General features: G+C 72.6%; 26 protein-coding genes and 2 pseudogenes. 11 read left to right on the forward strand and 17 right to left on the reverse strand.

The annotated features are described in order from the left end of the window. Nucleotides 1-18: 18 nt before the first annotated feature. The 4 genes from ASG32_RS01135 to ASG32_RS01150 form a co-directional block, all read right to left on the reverse strand. A complete protein-coding gene (locus ASG32_RS01135; RefSeq protein ID WP_056521550.1) occupies nt 19-1,530 on the reverse strand; it encodes a DUF2336 domain-containing protein in 1,512 nt (503 codons plus the stop codon). Beyond that, nucleotides 1,527-2,636, reverse strand: a complete 1,110-nt coding sequence (locus tag ASG32_RS01140; RefSeq protein ID WP_056521554.1) for a hypothetical protein — start codon at nt 2,634-2,636, stop codon at nt 1,527-1,529. The genes ASG32_RS01135 and ASG32_RS01140 overlap by 4 nt, the downstream gene beginning before the upstream one ends. Before the next feature lie 89 nt (nt 2,637-2,725). Continuing rightward, nucleotides 2,726-3,355 (reverse strand): flavin reductase family protein, encoded by a 630-nt coding sequence (locus ASG32_RS01145; RefSeq protein WP_020091635.1) that lies wholly within the window; start codon nt 3,353-3,355, stop codon nt 2,726-2,728. An 11-nt stretch (nt 3,356-3,366) separates the two neighbouring features. Then, complete coding sequence (locus ASG32_RS01150) at nt 3,367-3,930, reverse strand: nitroreductase (RefSeq protein ID WP_056521556.1); 564 nt, start codon at nt 3,928-3,930, stop codon at nt 3,367-3,369. A 153-nt stretch (nt 3,931-4,083) separates the two neighbouring features. Between ASG32_RS01150 and ASG32_RS01155 the strand changes: the two genes are divergently transcribed. Further along, entirely contained in the window at nt 4,084-5,001 is a 918-nt protein-coding gene (locus ASG32_RS01155; protein ID WP_026604700.1) for a hypothetical protein, read from the forward strand. Nucleotides 5,002-5,031: 30 nt separating this feature from the next. On the opposite strand, the gene ASG32_RS01160 is transcribed toward ASG32_RS01155, so the two are convergent. Next, nucleotides 5,032-5,919, reverse strand: coding sequence for a DMT family transporter (locus tag ASG32_RS01160; protein ID WP_082557711.1), 888 nt, complete (start codon nt 5,917-5,919; stop codon nt 5,032-5,034). Nucleotides 5,920-6,198: 279 nt separating this feature from the next. Between ASG32_RS01160 and ASG32_RS01165 the strand changes: the two genes are divergently transcribed. Then, entirely contained in the window at nt 6,199-6,597 is a 399-nt protein-coding gene (locus ASG32_RS01165) for a PRC-barrel domain-containing protein (protein WP_020091631.1), read from the forward strand. A 51-nt stretch (nt 6,598-6,648) separates the two neighbouring features. On the opposite strand, the gene ASG32_RS01170 is transcribed toward ASG32_RS01165, so the two are convergent. Beyond that, complete coding sequence (locus ASG32_RS01170) at nt 6,649-6,891, reverse strand: hypothetical protein (RefSeq protein ID WP_020091630.1); 243 nt, start codon at nt 6,889-6,891, stop codon at nt 6,649-6,651. Nucleotides 6,892-7,172: 281 nt separating this feature from the next. Between ASG32_RS01170 and ASG32_RS01175 the strand changes: the two genes are divergently transcribed. The 4 genes from ASG32_RS01175 (at nt 7,173) to ASG32_RS34305 (ending at nt 8,614) form a co-directional block, all read left to right on the forward strand. After that, nucleotides 7,173-7,667 carry an HD domain-containing protein gene (locus ASG32_RS01175; protein ID WP_056521565.1) on the forward strand — a complete coding sequence of 165 codons (495 nt, stop codon included), beginning with the start codon at nt 7,173-7,175 and terminating at the stop codon, nt 7,665-7,667. 109 nt (nt 7,668-7,776) lie between these two features. Beyond that, nucleotides 7,777-7,983: a hypothetical protein gene (locus ASG32_RS01180; RefSeq protein ID WP_020091628.1), complete on the forward strand. Its 207-nt coding sequence runs from the start codon at nt 7,777-7,779 to the stop codon at nt 7,981-7,983. Between the two features lie 120 nt (nt 7,984-8,103). Further along, nucleotides 8,104-8,361 carry a hypothetical protein gene (locus tag ASG32_RS01185; RefSeq protein WP_020091627.1) on the forward strand — a complete coding sequence of 86 codons (258 nt, stop codon included), beginning with the start codon at nt 8,104-8,106 and terminating at the stop codon, nt 8,359-8,361. Between the two features lie 94 nt (nt 8,362-8,455). Further along, nucleotides 8,456-8,614, forward strand: a complete 159-nt coding sequence (locus ASG32_RS34305) for a hypothetical protein (RefSeq protein ID WP_199866064.1) — start codon at nt 8,456-8,458, stop codon at nt 8,612-8,614. Between the two features lie 198 nt (nt 8,615-8,812). On the opposite strand, the gene ASG32_RS01190 is transcribed toward ASG32_RS34305, so the two are convergent. The 10 genes from ASG32_RS01190 to ASG32_RS01240 all read right to left on the reverse strand — a co-directional run bounded on the left by ASG32_RS01190 (nt 8,813) and on the right by ASG32_RS01240 (nt 18,634). Then, nucleotides 8,813-9,001: a hypothetical protein gene (locus ASG32_RS01190; RefSeq protein WP_056521569.1), complete on the reverse strand. Its 189-nt coding sequence runs from the start codon at nt 8,999-9,001 to the stop codon at nt 8,813-8,815. A gap of 344 nt (nt 9,002-9,345) precedes the next feature. Then, nucleotides 9,346-11,034 carry an MCP four helix bundle domain-containing protein gene (locus tag ASG32_RS01200; RefSeq protein ID WP_056521571.1) on the reverse strand — a complete coding sequence of 563 codons (1,689 nt, stop codon included), beginning with the start codon at nt 11,032-11,034 and terminating at the stop codon, nt 9,346-9,348. A gap of 227 nt (nt 11,035-11,261) precedes the next feature. Further along, nucleotides 11,262-11,711 (reverse strand): DUF3617 family protein, encoded by a 450-nt coding sequence (locus ASG32_RS01205; protein ID WP_020091622.1) that lies wholly within the window; start codon nt 11,709-11,711, stop codon nt 11,262-11,264. 260 nt (nt 11,712-11,971) lie between these two features. Continuing rightward, nucleotides 11,972-13,240: an MSMEG_0569 family flavin-dependent oxidoreductase gene (locus tag ASG32_RS01210; protein ID WP_056521574.1), complete on the reverse strand. Its 1,269-nt coding sequence runs from the start codon at nt 13,238-13,240 to the stop codon at nt 11,972-11,974. Continuing rightward, entirely contained in the window at nt 13,237-14,418 is a 1,182-nt protein-coding gene (locus tag ASG32_RS01215) for an MSMEG_0565 family glycosyltransferase (RefSeq protein ID WP_056521578.1), read from the reverse strand. Before ASG32_RS01215 ends, ASG32_RS01210 begins: the two co-directional genes overlap by 4 nt. Continuing rightward, nucleotides 14,415-15,410 carry a sll0787 family AIR synthase-like protein gene (locus tag ASG32_RS01220; protein ID WP_056521583.1) on the reverse strand — a complete coding sequence of 332 codons (996 nt, stop codon included), beginning with the start codon at nt 15,408-15,410 and terminating at the stop codon, nt 14,415-14,417. Before ASG32_RS01220 ends, ASG32_RS01215 begins: the two co-directional genes overlap by 4 nt. Beyond that, complete coding sequence (locus ASG32_RS01225) at nt 15,407-15,949, reverse strand: MSMEG_0567/Sll0786 family nitrogen starvation N-acetyltransferase (RefSeq protein ID WP_244491757.1); 543 nt, start codon at nt 15,947-15,949, stop codon at nt 15,407-15,409. The genes ASG32_RS01220 and ASG32_RS01225 overlap by 4 nt, the downstream gene beginning before the upstream one ends. Then, complete coding sequence (locus ASG32_RS01230; protein WP_056521585.1) at nt 15,949-17,052, reverse strand: MSMEG_0568 family radical SAM protein; 1,104 nt, start codon at nt 17,050-17,052, stop codon at nt 15,949-15,951. The genes ASG32_RS01225 and ASG32_RS01230 overlap by 1 nt, the downstream gene beginning before the upstream one ends. Further along, entirely contained in the window at nt 17,006-18,082 is a 1,077-nt protein-coding gene (locus tag ASG32_RS01235) for a Nit6803 family nitrilase (protein ID WP_056521589.1), read from the reverse strand. Before ASG32_RS01235 ends, ASG32_RS01230 begins: the two co-directional genes overlap by 47 nt. A gap of 69 nt (nt 18,083-18,151) precedes the next feature. Beyond that, nucleotides 18,152-18,634, reverse strand: coding sequence for an MSMEG_0572/Sll0783 family nitrogen starvation response protein (locus ASG32_RS01240; protein WP_020091615.1), 483 nt, complete (start codon nt 18,632-18,634; stop codon nt 18,152-18,154). Nucleotides 18,635-18,993: 359 nt separating this feature from the next. Here ASG32_RS01240 and ASG32_RS01245 point away from each other — a divergent pair, with 359 nt between their 5' ends. The 5 genes and pseudogenes from ASG32_RS01245 (at nt 18,994) to ASG32_RS01260 (ending at nt 23,593) form a co-directional block, all read left to right on the forward strand. Beyond that, nucleotides 18,994-20,433, forward strand: coding sequence for a PLP-dependent aminotransferase family protein (locus tag ASG32_RS01245; RefSeq protein ID WP_056521592.1), 1,440 nt, complete (start codon nt 18,994-18,996; stop codon nt 20,431-20,433). Between the two features lie 443 nt (nt 20,434-20,876). Further along, nucleotides 20,877-21,883, forward strand: a 1,007-nt coding sequence (locus ASG32_RS01250) for a PAS domain-containing protein (protein ID WP_056522250.1), incomplete at its 3' end; no start/stop codon positions are given. A gap of 1 nt (nt 21,884) precedes the next feature. Next, nucleotides 21,885-22,092 (forward strand): annotated as a pseudogene (locus tag ASG32_RS35555) (hypothetical protein); the annotation flags it as partial. Nucleotides 22,093-22,191: 99 nt separating this feature from the next. Beyond that, nucleotides 22,192-22,603, forward strand: a pseudogene (locus tag ASG32_RS33650) (methyl-accepting chemotaxis protein); the annotation flags it as partial. Between the two features lie 171 nt (nt 22,604-22,774). Further along, on the forward strand, nt 22,775-23,593 hold the full coding sequence (locus ASG32_RS01260) for a hypothetical protein (protein ID WP_056521595.1): 819 nt from the start codon (nt 22,775-22,777) through the stop codon (nt 23,591-23,593). Between the two features lie 52 nt (nt 23,594-23,645). Here the strand turns inward: ASG32_RS01260 and ASG32_RS01265 are convergent, their stop codons facing one another. Next, nucleotides 23,646-24,359: a hypothetical protein gene (locus ASG32_RS01265; RefSeq protein WP_244491758.1), complete on the reverse strand. Its 714-nt coding sequence runs from the start codon at nt 24,357-24,359 to the stop codon at nt 23,646-23,648. Nucleotides 24,360-24,432: the final 73 nt, after the last annotated feature.

Genomic DNA, 24,432 nt, shown 5'->3' on the forward strand with positions numbered 1-24,432 from the left:
GGCGGATTCCTGCGGCGATCAGGCGGCGATCCGCTCCGGCTTATCCTCGCTCGCGGCCGGCTCCGGCCCGGCGGGGTCCCGGCTGGCGCGGAAATGATCGAGGATGCTGTCGCCCAGACCGTCGAGCACGAGGTCGGTCGCGGCCTGGACCTCCGGGTCGACCTCCTCGGGCCGGTACCAGGCCAGGATCTGCTCGGGCAGCGCGTCGAGGATCGCGCCCACCGGGTTGACCGGCTCGGCCTCGGCAGGCCCGTCCGCGGCGTCGGCGATCGCCACGACGACCGGGGTCGCCGTATCGGTCTCCTCCGCGAAGGCGGTCCGGCGCTGGCTCTCCAGAGCGGCGCGCCACGCGGCGTCGGCGGCCTCGGCCTCCCGGCGGGCGGTCTCGCGCGCTAGCGCCTGCGCGGCGATGGCGCGGGCCACCTCGCGGGCCTCGTCGCGGGCCGCTTCGGCCTCGTAGCGGTTGAGCAGCGTGATGACCGGGTGCATCTCCGGATCCGACAGGTCGCCGCAGGCTCCGATGGCGGATTCGATGAGGCGCCGCGACAGGCCGGTGCCCCGGACCGGGGCCGCCGCGCGGGCGAGTTCATGCCGTGCGGAGAGCGCCGCCTGCATCGCCGGCAGGAGCGCTTCGGGCAGCCCGGCGCGGTCGTGCAGGTCCGCGAACAGGCGCGGGTCGCGCATGGCCCGGGCGACCCCGGCATGATCCTGCCCCGACAGGTCGGCCAGGGCGGCGAGCGCGAAGTCCGTCCGGCCCGAGAGCACGGCGCGCAGGATCAGGCCCGCGGTCAGCTGCCGGCTTGCGCGCAGATGGGTCACCAGCCGCGTCACGGCGGCCGCGCCGAAGCCCTCGCAAGCCTCGAGCGCGACGCGCTCGCCGGCCTCGCGGCTCATCCGGTCCAAGCGCTCGGCGCCGAGCCAAGCGCGGTCGGTGACGAAGTCGGTGAGCGCCCGCGCCACCGCGATCCCGAGGGCATGGCGCACCTCCGGCGGCAGGTCGGCGCGGGCGAGGAGCGCCTCGCGCAGGGCGGCCTCGTCGCCGCGGCGCTCGATCATGCGCAGCATCCGGCCCGCGGTGATCTTCGCCGTCGGATTGGCCGCGAGTACGACCAGCGTGTCGGTCTCGCCGATCTCCGCCAGGGCGCCTGCGACCGCGTGCGAGAGGTGGTGCCGGGCGGCGATCACCGCGCGGGTAGCCTCGTCGCCGAGGGCGGCCGCGTCCACGAGGTCGGCGTCGGTGAGGACCGGCGAGCGGGCGAGCACCGGCCGCGCCACCTCGGGAACGTCGGAGGACAGAGCGACGACCAGCGGGCGCGGCGCCCGCGCCGAGGCCGCGCAGGTCTCGGCGAGCGCCCGGCGCACGAGCGGCGACGGGTCGTCGAGGAGCGCGAGCAGCGCGGTCTTGGCCTCCCAGGCCGCGTCGGCGCCCAGGTCGCCGTAGAGGTAGGTCCGGGCCAGCGTCGCGGTCGCCTCGGCCCGGCGCTCGGCCGAGGCGTCCTGCGTCCAGGCCAGAAAGTCGCGGATGATCATCGACCGCTCCGGGGGGCGAACAGGCTGGTCCTGCTGCCGGACATGGACGCCGCGGCCGCGAGTTCCGCGGGTCGGCGGGGCGGCAGCGGCGGATTGAGGAGGGCGGCGCCCGGCGGCGTCGCCGCCGGTCCGGCCGCTGCGCCCGTGACGGCACCCGTGATGGCACCCGTGACGGCGGGCTCCGCGACGGCGACGCGCGGTGGCGGCTCGGCGTCGGAGCGCGGGAAATAGGTCGGCGCCGCGTGCTGCACCGGCGCGGCGCTGTTGCGCGCCTGCCAGAGACGGGCCGCGGCGTCGGAGGCCGCGCCGCGCTGGTCCGTCTGGAACAGGCTGCGCAGGTCCGAGGTCCCGCCGAACGCGGTCGCCGCGCTGGCGTAGGCCGAGACGGCCTGCGGCGCCGCGGCGCCGTCCTGGCGCAGGCCGGTGAGGTCGGTGGCCGCGGCGCCCTGGGCCGCCGCCGAGAGGCTGGCATAGAGTTCGGCAGCACTCCGCGGCCGGCCGGCGCGGTCGTAGAACAGCGCCCGGTTGGCACCGGCCGCCTCCGGCAGGTCGAGGGCGGCGGCGCGCTCGGGGAAGGCGCGGGCGGTCGAGATCAGGGCGGCCGCGCCCTTCGCGCCCAGCACGTGGGCCGCGTAGAGATCGCCCGCGGTCGGCTCGCGACCGAGGGCGCCCGTGAGGGCGTCGGCGTTCTGCTGGGTCAGCGCGCCGGCCAGCGTCGCGGAGATTTTGGGATCGCGGCGCAGGTCGAGGATCGCCTGCCGCTGGCCCGCGTCGGGAACCGTGTAGGTGCCGTCCGACTGCCGGGTGATCGCGTCGGCCTGCGCCTGCAGGCCGAGCCGCGGCCCGGCATTCTTCATCACGCCGAGCCAGGTCTGCTCGATGAACTGGAACAGGCCGGTGGCCGAGGACGTGCCGGCCTTGGCGGCGGGATCGAGGGCGGATTCCCGCCGCGCCGTGGCGAGGAGATAGTCGAAGCCGACGCCGCTCGCCGTCGCCCCGTCGCGGATGGCCTGGACCACCGGCCCGGAGGCGGGCGTGCCCGGCAGCGCCCGCGCCTGGGGCGGCGGGCTCTCCGGTGGGCTCGACGGCGTGGTGAACAGGAACATCCGGGCGGGCACGGTGCTGGAGACCGCCCGAACCTGCGCCCGCTATGGTAAACAAGTCCTCAATCGGCCGCGCGCGACCGGTTCCTGTTTCAGGACCCGGTGAACTCCCCCGCGCCCTTCGGCCGGCGCATCTGGAAGCGCGTGTCGGCGGTGGCGTGGAAGTAGTCGAAGTACCCGCCGCGCATGATCGGGTGCATCGCCGCCGTATCGACCATTCCATCCGCGACGTACCGCTCGTCGACGTAGATCGATACCACCTGCCCGATCACCAGGAAGTTCTCCGCCTCCCCGCCCGAGAGGGGCACCAGCGGCACGGTCTGGAGCCACCGGCACTCCAGGGCCGCCGGCGAGGCGGCCACGCGCGGCGGCCGCACCTTCTGCGAGGGCGCGGTCTCCAGGTTGGCGAAGGCGAACTCGCTCGTTCCGCGCGGCAGCGGCGCCGAGGAATCGTTCATCCCGTCGCGCAGGTCCCAGGTGGCGAGACTGCAGACGAATTCCCGGCCCTCCTCGGCGAAGGTCATCGCGTCCTTCCGGCCCGAGGAGGAGAACGCGACCATGTTGTCGGCCACGGCGTTGAAGAACGAGTAGGGCGCGAGGTTGAGCGCGCCCGCGCGGTTCATGGCGCTGATCCAGCCGATCGGTCGCGGCGCGACGATGGCCTTCAGCGGGTTGTGCGGGAGGGCGCGCGACTCGCGCGGCAGGTCGAGGTCGTAGTGCACGGCCGGTCCCTTCAGAGGTAGGTGACGATCTCGTCGAGGGCCGGCCGCGGCCGGTCGGAGGGCACCTCGCGCGCCCGGCCGATATGGACGAAGCCGGCGAGCTTCTCGGTGGGCGCGAGGCCGAGGGCGTCGAGCACGCGGCGGTCGTAGGCGAACCACTCGGTCAGCCACGACGTGGCGAAGCCGGCGGCGTTCGCGGCGATCACGAGGTTCATGGTGGCGGCACCGGCGGAGAGCACCTGCTCCCAGTCCGGGATCTTCACGTGCGGGCCCGCCCGCGAGACCACCGCGACGACGACCGGCGCGTGGGTCAGGCGGGCGCGTTCCTGCGCGAGCCGCTCGGGCGCCGCGTCGGGATTGTCGGCCGCGAAGGTCGCCGCGATGACCTCGCCCACCTTCGCCCGGGCCTCGCCGGCGATGACGATGAAGCGCCAGGGCGCGAGCTTGCCGTGGTCGGGCACCCGCGAGGCGGACGTCAGGATGGATTCCAGCTGCGCCCGGTCGGGCCCGGGCTCGTCCAGCAGCACCGGCGGCACCGAGCGTCGGGTCTTCAGGAGATCGAGGGTGGCGGTCATGCGCTCCGTCCCGGTATCGCGTCCCGACCGGGATGTGGCATGCGCGGGCCGCCGGTGGAAGAGCGGCCTTGCCGCCGCCACGGTCGGGAGTCAGAGGCAGGCCCGGACGATCCGGTGTCGCGACCGGCGAGACGAGCAGAGAAGGGCCGACCGATGCGCATGAGGCTTGCAGCGACCGCGCTGGCGATGCTCGCCGCCGGCCCGCCGGCCGCGCTCGCGCAGCAGGACCCGTTCCAGAACCGGCTCGGCGGCGCCCTGCCCTCGCCGTCGATCACCACCCCGAACCTGCCGCCGTCCCTGCCCCCGGCCGAGCCGGACGCGCAGCTGTCCCTGTCAGCGCTCCTGTCGGGACCGGGCACGGCCCTGCGCCAGGGGCTCGCGTGGCGGATCTACGAGGATCGCGGCGACGGCACGCGGCCGTCGATCGTCGCCCGCTCGACCGAGGCCGAGCCGCATTTCACCCTCGCGCCAGGCGCCTACGTAGCGACCGTGACCTACGGCTTCGCCAGCGCCTCGAAGCGGATCGTGATGGGCGGGCAGCCGACGACCGACACGCTGCGGGTGGCCGCCGGCGCCCTGAAGCTGGCCGGTGCGGTGGGCGATCAGAAGATCCCGCCCGGTCAGGTGATGTTCTCGGTCTTCGTCCCGGTGGGGACCAATTCCGAGGGCCGGCTCGTGCGCGCCGGCATCAAGACCGGCGAGCTGCTGCGCCTGCCAGAGGGCACGTACCACGTCGTCTCGACCTACGGAGAATCGAACGCGATCCAGCGCGCGGACCTGCGCGTCGAGAACGGCAAGGTCACGGAGGCGACACTCAACCACCGCGCCGCGACGGTGACCCTGAAGCTCGTCGCCGCCCCCGGCGCCGAGGCCTTCGCGGGCACCGCCTTCTCGGTCCTCACCCCCGGCGGCGACACGATCCGCGAGGCGATCGGCGCCTTCCCGCAGGTCACCCTGGCGGAGGGCGACTACGTGCTGATCGCCCGCCACGACGGGCAGGTCTACACCCGCGAGTTCAAGGTCGAGAGCGGGCTCGACCGCGACATCGAGGTCGTGGCGAAGTCCGGCTGACGCTCCCGGGCCGACGGCTCCGCGCCGTTCTCAGGCGAAGCGCCGCGCCAGCGCCACGCAGGCGGCCACGGCCAGGGCGGCGGCGATCATGGCGGGCTCGATGCGCTCGCCGAGGACCAGCGCGGCCACGCCGAGGCCCAGGAACGGCTGCAGCAGCTGCAGCTGGCCGACCGACGCGATGCCGCCGCGCGCCAGGGCGCGGTACCAGAACACGAAGCCGATGAGCATGCTGAACAGCGCGACGTAGCCGAGGCCCGCCCAAGCCGGCAGCGGGATCGCCGTCAGCTCAACCGGCCGGAGCAGCAGCGCGAGGGGCAGGCTCACGGGCAGCGACAGGACGGTGGCCCAGGCGATCACCTGCCAGCCGCCCAACCGGCGGGCCAGGACGCCGCCCTCGGCGTAGCCGAGCCCGCAGAGCAGGATCGCGGCCAGCATGAAGGCGTCGCCGGGACCCGGCGGACCGTCGAGCCCCCGCGCGGCGAAGCCGACCGTGACCAGCGCGCCGGTGATCGAGAGCAGCCAGAAGACCGGTGACGGTCGCTCGCCGGAGCGCAGCGCGCCGAACAGGGCGGTGGCGAGGGGCAGCAGGCCGACGAAGACGGTGCCGTGCGCGGCGCCGACCGTGCGCAGGGCCAGGGCGGTGAGGAGCGGGAAGCCGACCACGACGCCCGCGGCCACGATCGCGAGTGCCGGGAGATCGGTGCGCCGCGGGCGCGCCTGCCGGAGCGCCAGCAGGGCGGCCGCGCCGGCGAGGCCGGCGAGCGCCGCCCGGGCCGCGCTGAGGAACAGGGCGTCCATGCCGGTCAGCGCGAGGCGCGTCGCGACCAGCGACGCGCTGAAGATCGCGACGCCGATGAGGCCGTCCACCCAGGCGCCGGTCGCCGGTCCGCGCGTCGTCTCGATCACTCCCCCCGCCACGGATGTCCCCTCCCGATACGTGCGGGTCCCGGAATGCCGTGCCGGGGCGCGGCCGGCCAGGAACGGTCGGAGCGCCGCCGGCCAATCTGTCCCGGTCGATCTTCGATACAGTTGGCCACCCCGTTCACCGCGCCGGAGCCTCGTGAGGGGTGTCGCCGCGCGGGTCGCGCGCCGGCCGAAGGTTCCATGTTCCGCGCATTAACATTTCCGTGCAGTCGCGGAACGATGCGCCCGAGGCGGCCATTTCAGACCACCCATACCGGGCCACTGGAGTACACCATGCGCCGCCTCGTCATCGCCGCCTTCGCCGCCGCCGCCCTCGCCGGGCCCGCGCTCGCCGCCAACGAGGCGCCGCAGACGGTCGCGCCCAAATTCGAGACCGTGCCGCAGGACGCGGTGCTCAGCTACAACCTCATCGGCCTCAACGTGACCGACGCGCAGAACAACACGGTCGGCGAGATCAAGGACCTCGTGATCGATCACGGGAAGCTGGCCGGCTACATCGTCTCGGTGGGCGGCTTCCTCGGCCTGGGCGAGCGCTACGTCGCGGTCTCGCCGAGCTCGATCGCGCTCGGCTACGACGCCGACGCGAAGAAGTGGAAGGCCATCATCGGCGCCAGCAAGGACCAGCTGAAGGCGGCGCCGGAGTTCAAGTACGAAGGCAAGTTCAAGCGCTGAGGCGCACCACTGCGGCCGGGCCCAGCGCCCGGCCGACCCGGCGCCCCGCACTTAGACGGAGGCGTCGAGGGCCTGTCGCGCCAAGCGGGCGACGAGGGCCTCCCGCTTGGCCTGGCGCAGCACGATCCGCGCCGCGGCCCGCGCGTTGGACGCGCGCAGCTCGGCCCGCGGGCCGCCGTCGCGCAGGGCGCGCCACGCCAGCGCGCGGAACCAGCGGACGTTGGCCAGCGCCGCCGCCCTGCGGCTCAGCGGCCCGCCGACATCCAGCGGCTTCTCGAGTGTTCCGGACGTCATGGTCTCGATCCTGAAGCGCGACTCGCCGCTTGTCCGATTATGGAACAACAGATGGCGATTCGACGGGAGCTGAGCAATAGTGTTGCCAACGTGAACTTTTGAATCGAGCGCGAAGACTGCGCATCCACGAAATGAGGTAGTCCCGCCCCGGGACGGCATCCGGCGACGGGGCGCCCCGCGGCGGGCGACCCGGCGGGAACGCCGCGGCGGGGACCCGACTTCCCGGAACGGGAAGCCGGTGCGGCGCCGATCCGGGCCGGTCGATCTGGAGAGCCGGTCGCGTGCCGACGATTTTCGATGCCCATACCTTCGCCCTCACGGCGCATGCGGGTCAGCTCGACAAGGGCGGCGAGCCGTGCATGCGGCACCTGGAACGCGTCGCGAACGCCGCCCAAACCCGGGCCGGTCACGCCCGACTCATCGACGGGCTCGACATCGACCCGATGCGAGTCATGCAGGCGGCGCTCCTGCACGATGTGCTGGAGGACACTCCGCGCACGGCGGCGGACCTCCGCGCCGCCGGCTTCGAGGCCGACATCGTCGAGACGGTGACGCTTCTCACGAAGCCGCAGAGTCGGATCGCGTATTCCGAGCGGATCACCACCCTGATCGCGGCCGGCAACCTCGCCGCGCTGCTGATCAAGATGTCCGATACCGAGGACAACCTCTGTCCGACCCGGATCCCGCCCAACGCCGCGTTCCTGCGCGAGCGCTACGCGACGGCGTTCGAGCGCCTGAAGGCGGCGGCGGCGACGCGCGGGTACACGGGCCGCTGAGCACCGACCCAGGCGGGGAACATTCGCGCGAGCGTCCGGTAGATCCTGCAACGCCCAGGCTGACCGCTGAGGTTCCGGCCCCGGGGATGTGAGTGCCGGAGAAGCGCCGATGACACCGTCGACCCGTTCACCCGCCGCGATCAGCGACGAGGGGCGCCACGCCCGCGACCGCGGCGATCCGATCACCGCCAACCCCTATCCGGCGGATTCGGAATCCTGGGCCACCTGGGATCGCGGCTACCGGATGCCCGACGAGCAGGCGCGCGCCGCCACCCCGGCTGCGGTCCGGGAGGACGCGCCACCGGAAGCATCGTGATCCGGGACCCGTGCCGGCCGGTCGGCGACGCGGTCGGAACAGCGTCGGTGGCGCGGGGTTGCCCGCACGACCGGTAACGGCTCCGCGAGAGCGATTGCCGGACCGAGAGGGAGATCCGCCATGAAGGTCACGAGTCTCGCCATCGCCGCCCTCCTCGCGGCCGCGATTCCCGCCACGGCAGCCGAGAATGCCGGCAGCGCGACCAGCCGGTCGGGCACGGCAAACAGCACCGGCCCGAGCGACGCGGGGTCCGGCTCGACACCCGGCGCCGCCGGGAGCGGCCCGTCGACCGGCTCGATGAGCCGCTCCGGCACGACGAACAGCACCGGTCCGAACGATGCCGGATCCGGCTCCAAGCCGCCGGCCGGCGGCCGCTGACGGGACCGCGTCGCGCAGCGAGCGGCGCGGAGATCCTGTTTGGCGATATCGCCAAACAGGATCTCCGCGCCCTCACACGCCACAGGGAGGATCCATGCCGGCACGCACCCGCATCGCACTCGCCGCTCTTATGCTGCTCGGCCTCGCCGCCTGCGACGACAAGCAGGCGCAGAACAACACGCCGACGAAACCCGACTCCACCAAGATGGAGCCGCAGACCGACCAATCGGCGCCGAACACGCAGAAGCGCTAGAGCCGTTCCCGAACGGGGCAGGTGCGGACGGGGACGCTCGCCGAGCCGCCGCTGTTCGTGGCGCGGGTCCGTTCCCTCTGTGGGAGGCCACACGTCTCTGCGGCCCGACTCTCTGCGGCCCGACCGGGGAACCCGGTCATCCGGACCGTCGCGACACCTCCGGGGTCGGCACCGGCGACGGCCGGGCATCCCGGGCGGTCAAGTCCGGATCGACGAGGGACTTGTCTCGGATTGGCCGGTGGTTGCGCCGGTCGGCGGATCGCCGGACGGGTCGGCGATCAGCGGTACGGCGGCGCCGAAGCCGAGAGCCGCCTCGACGAGGATATCGTCGAGCGCGTCCGCGACCCACACGGCGCCGTCGAGGACGGATGTCAGGATTCGAGTCATCTGCACCTCCCTCCCGCATCCCGGGTCGCCGCCGCCGGACGGCGGCGACCCGGGATGCGGTCTTCAACCGGTTCGCACCCGCCGTCTCAGACGAAGTGCATCGGGAGGGCACGGTCCAGGATCTCGACGTAGGTCCCGGCGAGAACCGCGACGGTGGCGGCGGCGACGGCCGTGGCGAGGGCGAAGCGGGCAACGAGGGTCATGGAAGTCTCCATCAGGTCCGCGACTGTGTTCGCGGTGTAACCCTGATGTAAGCTCAAGCTTTCCCCGCCGAGGTGCTGCGGCACACCCCGGCGATGAACTGGCCGGAGCGGCCTATATCGCCGGGCTCCTCAGTCGGCGCGTCAGGCGGCGCGCACGGTCGCGAGGAACCGTCCGACCTCGGCGGACAGGTGCTCCGACTGGCGCGACAGCTCCGAGGCCGCGCCGAGAACCTGGCTCGCCGCCGCGCCGGTCTCCTCCGCGGCGCCGGCCACGCCGGCGATGTTGCTGGTCACCTCGCCGGTGCCCTGCGCAGCCTGGGTGACGTTGCGGACGATTTCCTGCGTCGCCGCGCCCTGCTCCTCGACGGCGGCCGCGATCGAGGTGGCGACGCTGTTGATCTCGCGGATGCGCCCGGTGATCGTCCCGATGGCGGAGACCGCCTGACCGGTCACGCCCTGGATCCGGCCGATCTGACTGGAGATCTCCCCGGTCGCGCGGGCGGTCTGCTCCGCCAGCGCCTTCACCTCGGAGGCGACGACCGCAAAGCCGCGGCCCGCCGCGCCCGCGCGGGCGGCCTCGATCGTGGCGTTCAGCGCCAGGAGGTTGGTCTGACCGGCGATCGAGGAGATCAGGCCCACCACGTCGCCGATCTTGGCGACGGCGCCGCTGAGTTCCTGAACGAGGGCGCCGGTCTCGTCCGCCTCGCCGGCGGCGGAGCGGGCCAGCTCGGCCGAACCCTGGACCTGGCGCCCGATCTCCTGGACGGAGGCGCCGAGCTCCTCGGCGGCGGCCGCGACGGTGCTGACGTTCGAGGCGGCCTCCTCGGCGGCGGCCGCGACCGCCCCCGACTGCGCCGAGGTCTGGCCTGCCATGGCCGACATGGAGCCGGCGGTGGCCTGCAGCTCGGTCGCGGAGGCCGAGACCTGCCCGACGATGCCGCCGACCGCCGCCTCGAAGCTGTCGGCCATCTGGCGCATGCCGATCCGGCGCTGCTCCTCGGCGGCGAGGCGCGCCTGCGCGGTCTCGGCCTCCAGCGCCTTCATCTGGATAAGACCCTGCTTGAACACCGCGACGGCCGACGCGATGGTGCCGATCTCGGTCTTCTCGCCCTGATGCGGGATCTCGGCCGACAGGTCGCCGGCGATCAGCGCCTGCATCGGCCGCACCACCGCGGCGATGCCGCGGGTGACGCCGAGGACGATGATCACGCCCGACAGAACGGAGACCGCCACGGCGAGAGCGATCGCGACGAGGCTCACCGTCCAGGTCTCGTTGAAGACGGCGGTGCCCTGGGCCTGCGCGGCATCGGCGCCGGCGTTGTTGATGGCGATCAGCTTCTCGAGGGCCTTGGAGGCGGCGCGGCGCGGGATGAGGCCCTTCGTCTCGTAGAGCTGATAGGCCTCGGTCTTCTTCCCGGCCCGCGACAGCTCGACGACGTCGTTGCGCACCGCCTTGAAGGTTTGAGATTCCTGGTTGAACGCGTCGAAGAGCGACCGCTCTTCGGGCGAGCTGAGCAGGCCCTTGTAGACGGCGACCCGGTCGGCCAGCTTCCGGTCGAAGCTGTCCATATCCTTCTCGATGCTGGCGAGCAGCGCCGGATCGGTCGCCTGCGTGTGCCGCAGGAGAAGGCCGCTGCTGCGGGCGGTCAGCGTGTCGATCTCGCCCAGCGCCCGGATGCTCGGCAGCCAGTTCGTATCGATCTCAACCGCCTGCTCGCGCAATTTGTGCGTACTCACGAGCCCGAGCACGCCGAGCCCGATCACGAAAACGGTCAGGACCGAGAAGGCCACGACCAGCTTTGTACGAATGGAGACACTCTGTAGCGACACGGCGGCCTCGACGGAGCCGAATAGAACAATTCTGCGGCTGCACGGCGCACGATTAGCGAAATGTATTTAATATCCGCTAATCAGACCTTCCCCTGCCTCGCGGGCTGTCGCTCGCCGTCTCACGGAGGGATGCCGGTTTCGCGGCATGGATCTCCGCGGCGGCGCCCAGGGGGACGCGGGGCGGCACCCGACGGGCTCGCCCGCGCCCGAGGCGCCTGCCGGTGTGCCTATCGGGCCGCCGGTTGGGGCATCTTCACGATCTTGCCGTCGGGCAGGATGATGTCGCCCGGGCTCTGTCCGGCCGCGCAGGGACCGATGTAGGTGGCGTCGATCACCATCTGGCGTCGCACGGGCTCCTTGGCGTTCGGCATGCCGGTCAGCGTCGTATCCACCTCCATGTGGATCTTGCTGTTGAAGTCGCCGCTGATCTCGGTCGTGCCCGCGGCCGAGATCGGGCCGAGCTTGCACTCGGTCTCGCCCTTGTAGCCGGTGCTCGTCTTGACGATGGTGCGCTTCGCGCAGTTCTGGCCGCCCCCGAACGCGGCCTGCGCGATCTGATCGGTCTTCTCGTCGATGCATTGACGCGCGGTCGTGTTGCCGTCGGGCGACGTGGTCTTGCTCTCCCACAGGCCGGCCTTGCGTGCCGGCAACGTCTCGGCGGAGGCCACACTGGTCATCGCGGACAGAATCGCCGCAATTCCGATACCGACGGTACGTGCTCGCATGGATGATCCCTGGTTCTGACGCGACTCAGGCGCCGCAACGGGGCGTGGCTAACCGATGCGATACAGGCGAACAAGTCGATCCTGGACCAGCGTTCGCTCCGGAACACTGGAGGGGATCGGCACTTCGGCCGCGGATACCCGGCGTGACCGGTCCGAATGCCGGGATGACCGAGGGGAGGCCCCGCCCGGGTTCGACCCGGCGGTGATCCGGCTCACACCGCCCGCTTCAGGCCGACCGCACCGGCGCCGAGACGCGCCGCGATCACCTGCACGATGTACTCGGCGTCGCGGCCGACCGCGCCGAAGCGGCCCGAGCCCCAGGTGTTCAGCCAGGGCAGGCCGATGAAGGAGATGCCCGTCTCGGCCGTGACGCCGCGCCTGTGCTTCGGCTGGCCGGCGCCGTTGAACACGGACGCGTCGAGCCACCGGAAATCCGGCGCGAAGCCGATGCACCAGACCACGCTGGCGATGCCGGACCCTTCGAGGGGGAGCGCGGTGACCGGCTCGCCCGGCTCCCAGACCGGCGCGTAGGGCGCCTGGACCGGCGCCGCGATGCCGGCCGCGTCGATGTGGGCGTCGATGGCCGCGTTGATGCCGTTGTAGGTCCGGTCGGCCTGGTCGAGCGCGGGCCGGAGGTTGTCCCGGAAGCGGAGGGCGCCCGCCGCGTAGTCCTCGAGGACGCCGTAGAGCGCCATGCCCTCCTGGGCGAAGCGGCGCAGGTCGATGTCCCGGCCGCCGTCGCGACCGGTCACGTAGTGGTTGGTGTTGTCCCGGACGCCGTCGCGCAGCGGGTGATCGTCGACGGTCTTCTCGTAGTAGCCCATGTCGGCGAGCCACGCGACGACGTCGCGGCCGCGGTAGAAGCGGGCGCAGCGGGGCGCGTCGCCGACGGCGAGATGCACCTGCCGTCCGGCGAGATGCAGGTCCTCGGCGATCTGCGCGCCGGACTGCCCCGAGCCGACGACCAGGACCGCGCCGTCGGGCAACTGCGCCGGGTTCCGGTACTGGTTCGAGTGGATCTGGGTGATCGCGGGCGGCAGCTTCTCGGCCATGCGCGGGACGATCGGCGTGTGGTAGCCGCCGGAGGCCACCACGATCTCGTCCGCGGTGTAGTCGCCCTCCGAGGTCCGGACCGCAAACACGCCGTCGTCGCGCCGCGCCACGCGCGTGACCGCCACGCCCTCGCGGAGCGGCGGCCGCACCTTGGCGACGAAGGCCTTCAGGTAGGCGACGATCTCGTCCTTCCTCATGAACCCGTCCGGGTCCGGCCCGTCGTAAGGGTGGCCCGGCAGGTCGCACTGCCAGTTCGGGGTGACGAGGCAGAACGTGTCCCAGCGCTGCGTCGCCCAGGTGTGCGCGGCCGTGTGCTTCTCGAAGACGAGGTGCGCGATGCCGCGCTGCTTCAGGTGGTAGCTGACCGAGAGGCCGGCCTGGCCGCCGCCGACGACGGCGACGGGGACGTGACGGGTCGTTGTCGTCATGGCTGCAACTCCGTGAAGGCTGACGCGCCGCGGGCGCAGGCGGCGTAGGCGTCGCGGTGGCGCGTCGCGCAGGCGCGCCAGGAATGGGCGGCCGCGCGCTCCAGCCCCGCCACGCGCAGGCGGGCGCAGGTCCGCGGCTCCAGCGCCGCCGCCATGGCTCCAGCGATGCTGTCGGGGTCGGCGGGGTCGACGAACAGCGCGTCGGCCGGCGTCAGGTACTCGGTGAAGGGCGGTCGGTCGGAGACGATCGCCGGCGTTCCGCAGGCCACGGCCTCCAGAACGCAGAGGCCGAACCCCTCGGTCCAGGACGGGAAGGCCAGCAGGTCCGCGGCCCGGTAGAGCGCCGGCATGTCGGCCTGCGCGACGGGCCCCGTCTCGATGACGGCCGCGCCGCGGCCCACGTCCAGACCCGCGGCGACGAGGGCCGCGCGGCAGCGTTCGCGGTAGCCGGCGTGGTCGAGGAGCGAGGCGCCGCCCGCGACGACGAGTTGGGCGTGCGGGTGGCGCGTCCGCAGGCGCGCGAACCCCGCGATGATGCCGAGGCTGTTCTTGCGCTCCTCGAGGCCGCCGACGCTGAGGACGATCGGACCCGCGCCGAGCCCCCAGCGCGCCCGCAGAGCCGCGTCGCCCTCCGCGGCCGCGGGGCGATAGACCGACAGGTCGACCCCGTTGCCGACGATCCCGGCCTCGGCGCCGAGCGCGTCTCGGATCCAGTCGGCCCACAGGCGGCTGACGCAGAGCAGCCGGCCGGCCTCTCGGATCGCGCGGTCCTGCCAGCCCGCGAGCACGGGGTCGGCGAAGCTGTCGACGTGGTGGACGGTCCGGACGAAGCCCGGGATCAGGCGCCGGTGCTTCAGGGTCGCGAGGGCGTTGCCGCCGATGCCGTCATGGGCGTGGAACACGTCGAAATCGCGGGCCGCCGGGCTCGCGAAGTGGCGCAGGTAGTCGTGGATGCGGGCCCGCACGAGGTCGACCGTCCCGCCCGCGACCGGCTCGGCGGCGACCGCCACGGTGGGGCAGGACGCGTCCCGGAAGAACCCGCGGCCGGACGGGTCGGGCGCGTGGACCACCGCCGCGTGACCGAGTTCGCACAGGGCCTCGGCGAGGGCGAGGCAGTGGGCGACCCCGCCCCGCGGGTTGGTGGAGTGGGTCAGGAGGGCGACGCGCAGCGGCTTCACGGCGTCGCCCCCGGGCCGTCCCTGCCGCAGCCGATCAGCGGGCCGGCGGCGAAGTCCCAGACGACGGCCTCGGCGCCCGAGGCGTCCCGCAGCCGGACGGCCCGGCCGGCGTCGAGGCCCCCGATCCGGGCCGCCGCGATGCCGCGCTCGGCGAAGCGCGCGGTGACGGCCGCCGTGCGGTCGGGGCGGACGCTCACGAGGTAGCCGAAGCTCGGGAACGCCGTCAGCCAGCGCGCGAGCGGGACGTGGTCGGGCCGCGGGATCGCGTCGAGGTCGATGACGCCGCCGACGCCGGAGCATTCGAGCAGCATCAGGGCCGTACCGACGATGCCCGCCATGCTGATGTCCTTGGCGGCGCCGGCCAGGCCGTCCTCGGCGAGGCCCGGCAGCAGGGCGAGGTCGCCGCGCAGCCGCGCGCCCGGCGCGCCGGTCGAGGCGTCCCAGTAGGGGTGCGGGTCGCGGAAGCGCCCGCGCAGGTCGATGGCGGCGACGAGGTCGTCGCCGGGCGCGGCGTCGAAGCTCGTCAGCAGGCGCGGTCCCGCCCGACCGAGCACCGCGACCGCGAGGTTGCCGGCGGCCGCGCGGGTGTTGGTGTGGCCGCCGACCACCGGGACGCCGTAGAGCGCGGCGGCGTCGGACAGGCCGGCCAGGATCGGGTCGGCGCCCCCGACCTCCCGGGCCCAGAGGGCGTCGACGACGGCGAGCGGGCGCCCGCCCATGGCGGCGACGTCGCTCAGGTTGACCATGATCCCGCAATAGCCCGCGAAGTACGGATCGTCGGCCACGAAGCTGTCGAGGAAGCCCTCGATGGCCAGCAGCAGGTGCCCGTCGCCGTCGGGGATCGCCGCGCAATCGTCGCCGACCGGCACGGCCGCGTGCCGGCTCCCGAGCCCGAGCCGCCGCACCACCGCGTCGATGTCGCGCTTGTGGCCGACCCCGCGGGCCTCGCGGATCTGGCGGGCCAGCGCCCGGACGTCGATCCCGGCGGTCACGCGGCCCTGCGGAAGGTGAGGAGGCCCTGCTCGGGATCGTGCATCGGCGGGTAGGCCGCGAGGTCCGCCTCCATCAGGCGGTGGGGCCGCCCGTGCAGGTCCAGCGCGTCGAGGCTCTCCCAGTGCAGGGCCTCGAACAGCGCGACGTTGCCCTCTTGGACATGCGCGAGGAAGTGGGTGCAGCCCCGCGCGTGGGCCGAGGACACCGCGACCCGGATGAGGCCGGTGCCGAGGGCGGCGGCGCTGCGGAAAGGCTTGGCGACGGCGAGGCGCGAGCCCCACCACGTTCCCGGGCGCGCGCCGTCTTCGTGGATCCGCACGGTGCCGACGACGGCGTCCGCGTCGCCGCCGAGCGTCGAGAGGGCGCAGACCGGGATGGCGTGCGCGTCGATCGCGTCGCGATCGTCCGCCCTGAAGATCCCCTGCTCCGCGCAGAAGACCTGCCGCCGCAGGGCGGCGCAGGCGCGCCGCTCCCAGGGCGCGACCGCGAATTTCACCCGGAAGTGGCTGGGCCGGTACGGCGGAACGGGGTCGAACATCAGGCCGTCTCCCCCGCGCGCTCGTAGGTGGAGAGCGCCGAGCAGGCACCGCACCGGCCGCAGCCGGCCTTGATGTCGGTGGAGCGCAGGTTCGCCCGCCCCAGCATCTCCGCGAGCGGCTTCAGGACGGCGTGCATGAAGTCGGGCCCGGGGGCCGGATGGCTCTCCAGCGGCGTGCCGGAGATCGGCACGAAGGGCACCACGAACGGGTAGACGCCCATCCCGATCAGCCGGTCGGCCATCGCGAGGATCGCCTCCGGCGCGTCGCCGAGGCCGGCGAGGATGTAGGTGGAGACCTGGCCGCGCCCGAAGACCGGGACAGCGGCCGCGAAGGCGTCGTAGTACCGCTCCAGCGGCACGCCCGCCTTGCCGGGCATGATCCGCGCCCGCACCTCGGGCGTGACGGCCTCGAGATGCATGCCCAGCGCGTCGATGCCCGAGGCCTTCATCCGCTCGAACCAGCGGTCGTCGTCGGGCGGCTCGCACTGGGCCTGGATCGGCAGGTCGACGGCCGCCTTCACCGCGAAGGCGCTCTCGCACAGGATCGCGGCGCCGCGGTCGGTGGCGTTCGGCGTGCCGGTGGTCATGACCATGTGCTTCACGCCGTCGAGCAGCACGGCGGCGCGGGCGACCTCGGCGAGCTGCTCGGGCGTCTTGCGGGCCACCGTGCGGCCGGCCGCCAGCGACTGGCCGATCGAGCAGAACTGGCAGGTCTTCGCGCGGCTCTGGTAGCGGATGCAGGTCTGCAGCACCGTGGTGGCCAGCACGTCGCGCCCGTGCAGGACGGCGATCTTCGCGTAGGGCACGCCGTCGAAGGTGGAGAGGGCGTAGAAGCGCGGGCGGCCCGGGAAGGTGACGTGGCCGACCACGACGCCCGCGTGCTCGATCACCGCGATCCCGTCCGCGTCCGGCGGGCGCACGAGGAAGGGCGAGTCGAAGGCGGCCTCGGTGTGGACCGGCACCATCACGGTGCGGCCCGCGATGGTCATCGCCTTGTGGTCCGAGGGGCCGGCGCCGCCGCGGCGGCTCGGCGCGCCGGCGCGGCTGTCGGCGAGCCTAACGCCGCAGGATTGCAACGCGTTGATCAGGCGCTCCGTCGGCATCCCGATCAGGCCCGTCGGGGCCGTCGGGGATATGGGACGGCGCGTCGGAAGCGGGCTGCTGCTCATGGTCGGGGCTCCGGGGGGCGGTCTGCGAACGGGCCGGCCGCTGCACGAAGGCGGCCGGGCGGTCGTCGTGGAGCAGGCTGAGGAGCTCCGGCCGCGCGTAGTGGCCGACCGAGTCCATCATCCGCTTGCGCTTGGTCACCAGCGCGAGATCCATGTCGGCGATCAGGATGCCCTCGCCCGGTCCCAGGGGATCGGCGAGGTGCTTGCCCTCGGGCGACACGATGGCGGTGCAGTTCCCGCCGCGGCAGGCGCCGCGCAGGCGCTCGTCCGGGCAGACCTGCGCGACCTGCGCGTCGGTGAGCCAGCCGGTGGCGTTGACCACGAAGCAGGCCGCCTCCAGGGCGTGGTGGCGGATCGTCACCTCCATCTGGTCGGCGAAGATCTGGCCGACGAGGGAGCCCGGGAACTGCGCGGCGTGGATCTCCTCGTGGCCCACCATCAGGGCGTAGCGGGCGAGCGGGTTGTAATGCTCCCAGCAGGCGAGCGCCCCCACGCGGCCGACCGCCGTCTCCACCACGGCGAGGCCGGCGCCGTCGCCCTGCCCCCAGATCATGCGCTCGTGGTAGGTCGGCGTGATCTTACGGCGCTTGAGCTTCAGGGCGCCGTCCGCGTCGAAGATCAGCTGCGCGTTGTAGAGCGATCCGTGATCGCGCTCGTTGACCCCGACCACGATCACGGCCCCGTGGCGCCGTGCGGCCGCGGAGATCGCCTGCGTCACCGGACCCGGCACGGCGACCGCACGCTCGTAGAGGCGCAGGTGCTCGGGCCCCTGGAGCGCGGGCGGGAGAACGAACGAGAAGTAGGGATAGTAGGGCACGAAGGTCTCGGGGAAGACCATGAAGCGCGCGCCCTTGGCGGCGGCCTCGTCGACGGCGTTGAGCACGCGCTCCAGGGTGCCGTCCGGGCGGTCGAGGTCCGGCGCGATCTGGATCGCGGCAGCCCGCACGATCCGGGTCTCTGACATGGGTGGTCCTCCGGCTGAGCCAGCGGCTGCGCGCGTCGCGCGCGGCCGCCGGGGGCATTGGCGCGGTCGTCAGACGGTCCAGGTGTCGATGATCACCGCGTTGTCGCGCTTGTGCAGGAGGATGCAGTCGAGCACGTCGAGGGGGTTGATCATGCGAATACCCTCGATGAAGGCCGCCTCACTGTGCCCGTACAGCGCCTGTGTCGAGAAGCGGCAGGCGTAGACTTTGCCGCCCTCGGCCATGAACTTCTCGAGCTGGTTGTTGAAGTTGAGATGGCCCGGGAACGCCTCGTCGCCGAGCCGGGGGAACCCGCGCTGGACCCCGAGGGTGATGCCCGGGCCGTAGAGCAGGATCGAGGTCTCGAAGCCCTTGCGCTGCAGGCGGGTGGCCTGGAGCAGGTTGACGAGGCCGATCGAGCCCTCGAACGCCACGGTGTGGAAGGTGACGAGGGCCTTTTGGCCCGGTTCGGCCTTCACGTCCTCGAAGACCTTCTCCTCGTAGTCGACCAGGACGTCGCCCTTCTTGTGCGGCTCGCGGTTCACGGCAGGCATTGCTCACGCTCCTCGATGGTCTGACCCGCGGCAGGGGGTGCTGCGCACGTTCAGACAGTCGGATGGCAAGCCATGTGCCAGATCGGAGCCGTCAGGAATGCATTCAATAACGCGCCCTGCGATGCATACAATGATACGATCAATTGAGCGAAGTCGATCCGCCCAGTTATACTCGACGACGCACAATTCATCATCAGGATTTGCGCAAGTCGTCGCCAGATGGCGCGCGCTTCGGCGACGAATATTGTACGCATTGCACGCATCGGTCGCACCGTGATAGGCCGTCACGCGCCCGGTACGGCGCTTGCAAGCCATACAATCGATCATTGATCGGTTTTCAGGTCGCGGGTGCTTGACGGATGAAGGCTGGCGGGCGGGGAGGACGGTCGGTCGACCGGGGCGACGCGGCCGGTATCTGGACGCCGGACCTCAGGCGCTGGGGCAAGCCCCATTACTTGGCCATCGCGGACGCGCTGGCGGACGACATCCGGACCGGCCACCTGCTTCCGGGCACGCGCCTGCCGACCCAGCGCGCGCTCGCCGCCACGCTCGACCTCAACTTCACGACCGTGTCCCGCGGCTACGTCGAGGCTCACAGGCGCGGCCTGATCGAGGGCCGGGTCGGCCGGGGCACCTTCGTGGTCGACCCGGCGGACGCCGCCCGCACCGCTGGGCCGGCCCTTCCCCGGCGGCCGGGACCGGTCGACTTCACCATGAACCTGCCCCCGGAACCCGACCTGCCCGGCCTGCGGGCCCGCATGCGGTCGTCCTTCGCGGAGCTCTCGGGCGATCTCGCCGACCTCCTGCGCTACCAGGGCTTCGGCGGGACGGAGGCGGACAAGGAGGCCGCGCTGCGCTGGCTCGCGGGTCGCGGGATCGCGGCGGCGCGCGAGCGCCTGCTGATCTGCCCCGGCGCGCACAGCGCCCTGTCCAGCATCCTGGGACAGGTCGCGCAGGCGGGCGACACGATCTGCGCCGAGCGCATCACCTATCCGGGTATCCGGACCCTCGCGGCGCACCGGGGCCTGCGCCTCGTCGGTCTCCCGATGGACCGCCACGGGCTCGACCCCGACGCCTTCGCGGCCGCCTGCACGCGGGGGGCGCCGAAGGCCCTCTACCTCAATCCCCTGCTGCAGAACCCGACCACCGCGACCCTGTCCCGCGCCCGGCGCGAGGCCGTCATCGCGACGGCCCGCCGCTACGCGGTCACCATCATCGAGGACGACGCCTACGCGCGCATCTGCCCGGCACCGCCGCCGAGCTTCGCCGAACTGGCGCCCGAGATCACCTACTACGTGGCGGGCGTCGCGAAGTGCCTGGGCGCCGGCCTTCGCCTCGCCTTCCTGATCGCCCCGAACGCGCGGGCCGCCCTGCCCCTCGGCGACGCCCTGCGCGCCGCCACCGTGATGGCGTCGCCGATCTCGACCGCGCTGACGACGCGCTGGATCACGGACGGGACGGCGGACGCCATCGTGGATTTCGTCCGCGCCGAGTCGGCCGCGCGCCAGAGCCTCGCGGCCGCGCTGCTGCCCGGCGCGGCCTACGTCGCGGACCCGCACGCCTTCCATGTCTGGATCACCCTGCCGGCGGGATGGACGCGCTCGGCCTTCGCCAGCCAGGGCCGCGCGGCGGGTCTCGGGGTGGTCGGCAGCGACCCCTTCTGCGTCGCGGGGACGCCGCCCGAGGCCGTCCGCCTCTGCCTCGGCGGCCCTTCGACTCGGCAGCAGATCGCCCACGGGCTGGAGAGGCTGGCCCACGCCCTGGACGGCTCGCCGGCGCTGGCCTCGACCTACATCTGACGGAGCCGGCCGCGTCTCTTCGACCGCGGGCGTCAGGTCGGTCGAATCGTGCCGGCGCGTGGCATCCAGCCGCATCGCGCCGCGGTGCGCCGATCCGGCAGCGAAGACCAGAAATCTTATTCTACGTTAGCATATGAACTTCCGTGCAACCTGAGAGCATGACGGCGCCGGATCTCGGCATCGAAATACGTACCCACGATTGTATAGTTTACGGGCACTGAGATCGAAGATTGCGTAAAAATTTACTGCTCTGGTAGTTTCGCACTATCCCAAACCCTCTCAATCTCGAACTATTGTGCCGTTCAGATTTAAGTCATCGTTCACGATTGTGCGCAATCATTATGCGAGGCCGTCATGACGTGACAGTAAATCAGCGGCAGATCCCAAGAAGAACCGCGTGTTCGCACTCGGGATCCCCGGCAATGACAAGAAGGGATGGGATCATGCTCGGCGCCCTGCGCGGTCGTGAAGGTCTGGCGGCGAAATTCGATGCCCTCGACCGCTCACAGGCCGTCATCGAGTTCGAGCCGGACGGCACCATCATCACGGCCAACGCCAATTTCCTGACGATGATGGGCTACGCCCTGCCCGACATCCGGGGCCAGCGCCACGCCCTGTTCGTGGAGGCGGCGCACCGGGACAGCCCGGCGTATCACGCCTTCTGGGACGCCCTGCGGCAGGGCACCCATCAGGTCGCCGAGTTCAAGCGGATCGCCCAGGGCGGCCGCCACGTCTGGGTGCAGGCGAGCTACAACCCGGTGCTCGACCGCGCGGGCCGCGTCGTGAAGGTCGTCAAGTTCGCGTCCGACGTCACGGCGCAGAAGCTGCTGATGCTCGACTACGCCGGTCAGATCGCGGCGCTGCACCGGTCGCAGGCCGTGATCGCCTTCGATCCGGCCGGCACGATCCTGGAGGCCAACGGCAACTTCCTCGAGACGATGGGCTATCGCCTGGAGGAGATCCGGGGCCAGCACCACGGCGTGTTCGTCGACCCGGCCGAGCGGTCGAGTGCCGGCTACCGCGCGTTCTGGGAGGGCCTGGGCCGGGGTGAGTTCGCGGGCGGCGAGTTCCGCCGCATCGCCAAGGGCGGCCGTGACGTCTGGATCCAGGCGACCTACAACCCGATCCTCGATGCCAGCGGCTGCGTCCTCAAGGTCGTCAAGTTCGCCGCCGACATCACCGCGCAGGTCCAGGAGCGCCACCGGCGCGTCGCGGCGCAGCGGGCGATCGGCGTCGACCTCGACGCGATCGGCACCGCCGTCGAGGGCGCCAGCCGCCGAACCGCGGAGGCCGTCGACCTCGCCGGGCGGGTTTCCGGCGATATCCAGAGCGTGGCCTCGGGCGCCGAGGAACTGTCGGCCTCGGTGGGCGAGATCAGCCAGCAGGTCAGCCACGCGGCGCGGATGGCCGGCGAGGCCGTCGAGCAGGCCCGGCACACCAGCACCATCGTNCCACCGACCATGTCGACCACGCTCCAGCTACCTGGAAAACGCTCTGTCGGCCTCGGTGGGCGAGATCAGCCAGCAGGTCAGCCACGCGGCGCGGATGGCCGGCGAGGCCGTCGAGCAGGCCCGGCACACCAGCACCATCGTCGAGGGCCTGAGCGGGCAGGCGGCGCAGATCGGCGACGTCGTGACCATGATCCAGGGCATCGCGGCCCAGACCAACCTGCTCGCGCTCAACGCCACGATCGAGGCGGCCCGGGCGGGCCTCGCCGGCAAGGGCTTCGCGGTCGTGGCGTCGGAGGTGAAGGCGCTNCCAGACCAACCTGCTCGCGCTCAACGCCACGATCGAGGCGGCCCGGGCGGGCCTCGCCGGCAAGGGCTTCGCGGTCGTGGCGTCGGAGGTGAAGGCGCTGGCCGAGCAGACCGCCAAGGCCACGGATCAGATCCGCGACCAGATCACCACGACGCAGGCCACCACGCGCGAGGCGGTGGCGGCGATCGGCTCGATCCAGGGCACGATCCGGGCGCTCGACGAGATCTCGGCGGCGATCGCGGCGGCCGTGGAGGAGCAGTCGGCGGTGACCCAGGAGATCTCCGGCAGCATGCACACGGCCTCCCGCGGGGTCGGGACCATCGCGGGCGGCATGGCGGCGATCGCGCGGGCCAACGAGCAGGTCGACGCGGCCACCCGCCAGGTCCGGGAAGCCGCGCGCGCCGTCGGCTGAGGTCGCCCGCCCCGGTTCCGGGGGCGCACCGGCGCTCGCGGGTCGCCGCGACCGGTTTCAGACGGGCGGATTCGCCAGCCGGGTGCTTTGGCCCGGACAGGCCGCGCATGATAGCGAGGGCGCGGCTCCGATGCCGGCCCGGGTCGGCGGCGCGACGCGCGGGAAACGACCTTGGCGGCGATTTGGCTGACGGCCCTGATCCGGGCGCTGACCTCCGGGACCGTGGTGGTGCTCGCCTCCGTCCTGGCCGAGTGGCTGGGACCGGTCTGGGGCGCGCTCGTCGTCAGCCTGCCGGTCTCCGCGGGGCCGGCCTACGTGTTCATGGCGATGGAGCACGACGCCGCCTTCGTGGCCGGGGCGGCCCTGAACGGCTTCGCGGCGAACGCCGCGACGGGCCTGTTCCTGATCGTCTACGCCCACCGGGCGGCCGGCCGGAACATGACCGCCACCCTCGGGCCGGCGATCCTCGCGTGGCTCGCGGCGGCCCTGCCGGTCTCGGCACTCACCTGGACGCCGACGACGGCGTTCCTGCTCAACGCCCTGGTCTACGGGGCCGGCGCGCTCTCGACCCGGCACGTCGTGCGCGCGACCCTCGTGCGGAGCGCCGTCGTCGCGCGGCCGCGCCCGCTGGACCTGATGATCCGCGCGAGCGCCGTCGCGCTGTTCGTCGCGGCCCTCCTGGCGCTGAGTACGGCGCTGGGCCCCGCCAGGACCGGGGTCATCGCCGCCTTCCCGGTCACGATGACGAGCGCCTTCGTCATCCTCCATCGCCGCATCGGCGGGGCGGCGATGGCGCGGCTGGCGAGCGTCGCGATCCGCGGAGTGTTCGGCTTCGGCCTGACCCTGCTGACACTCCACCTGATGATCCAGCCCTACGGTGCCGCGGTCGCGCTGACGGTCGCGCTCCTCGTCTCGCTGATCTACTCGGCGGGCCTCCTCGTGGTGCAGCCCCGTCCCGGTCGGCAGGAGCCCGGCATCGTCACGCGCTGAGGCGCGCCGTCCGACAGCCACCTCTTCGCCAGGACGCAGCCGACGAAGCGCCTCAGAAGCCATCGTCCTCCCGCTGCAGGGCCCGCTTGCGCCAGGCCGTGAGCAGGCTGGCGAGTGCGTCGGGATCCAACCCGTAGCTGTCCGGCAGACCCGCGTTGCGCCCGATCAGGCGCCGGTTCATCGCCCCGAGGCGCGTCGCGCCGGCGCTCGCGTCGTCGAACGTGACGAGGCGTTGTCCCGAACCCGGCATGGAGACCGGCTCGAACACGCTCACGTCACGCCACCGGACGCGCCGCGCACGGCCCAGCTGCACGACGGTGAAGCCCGTCTCGTCGAGGTGCAGCGCCGAGCCGCGGATCGCCGTCAGGATGAGGAACGGGACGCCGCCGAGGAAGAGCGCGACGCCCGGCCAGAGCAGCAGTTGCATCGCCGTGGAGGGCGCCTCGTGCAGCACCATCCAGAGCGTCACGCCGCCGAAGCCGGCGGCCATCAGGGCCAGGAACAGGAGTTTCCGCACCGAGGCGCGCAGGATCACGGGGCCGGGGAACTGCGCCGCCAGCGACCCCGCCGACCGGCTCTCCGATTCGAGCAGGTCCGGCCGCAGCTGCCACACGGCGACGGCCGCGCACACGCCGAAGAACACCGTCGTCGTGATGCCGCCATCCGCGCCGGTGGCGATCATCCCGAGGCCGGCGGCGACGAAGAGGAGGCTGATGCCGAGCAGCAGGATGTTCCGGCCACGGTCGCCACGCGCGAGTTTCAACACGAACGCCCCGCCCTCCCGCGACGCCGATGGCCGGTGGTGGCCACCCGATTCCGAGACGCGACCATACAGGCCG

Source organism: Methylobacterium sp. Leaf361, assembly GCF_001424445.1.
Taxonomy (GTDB): domain Bacteria; phylum Pseudomonadota; class Alphaproteobacteria; order Rhizobiales; family Beijerinckiaceae; genus Methylobacterium.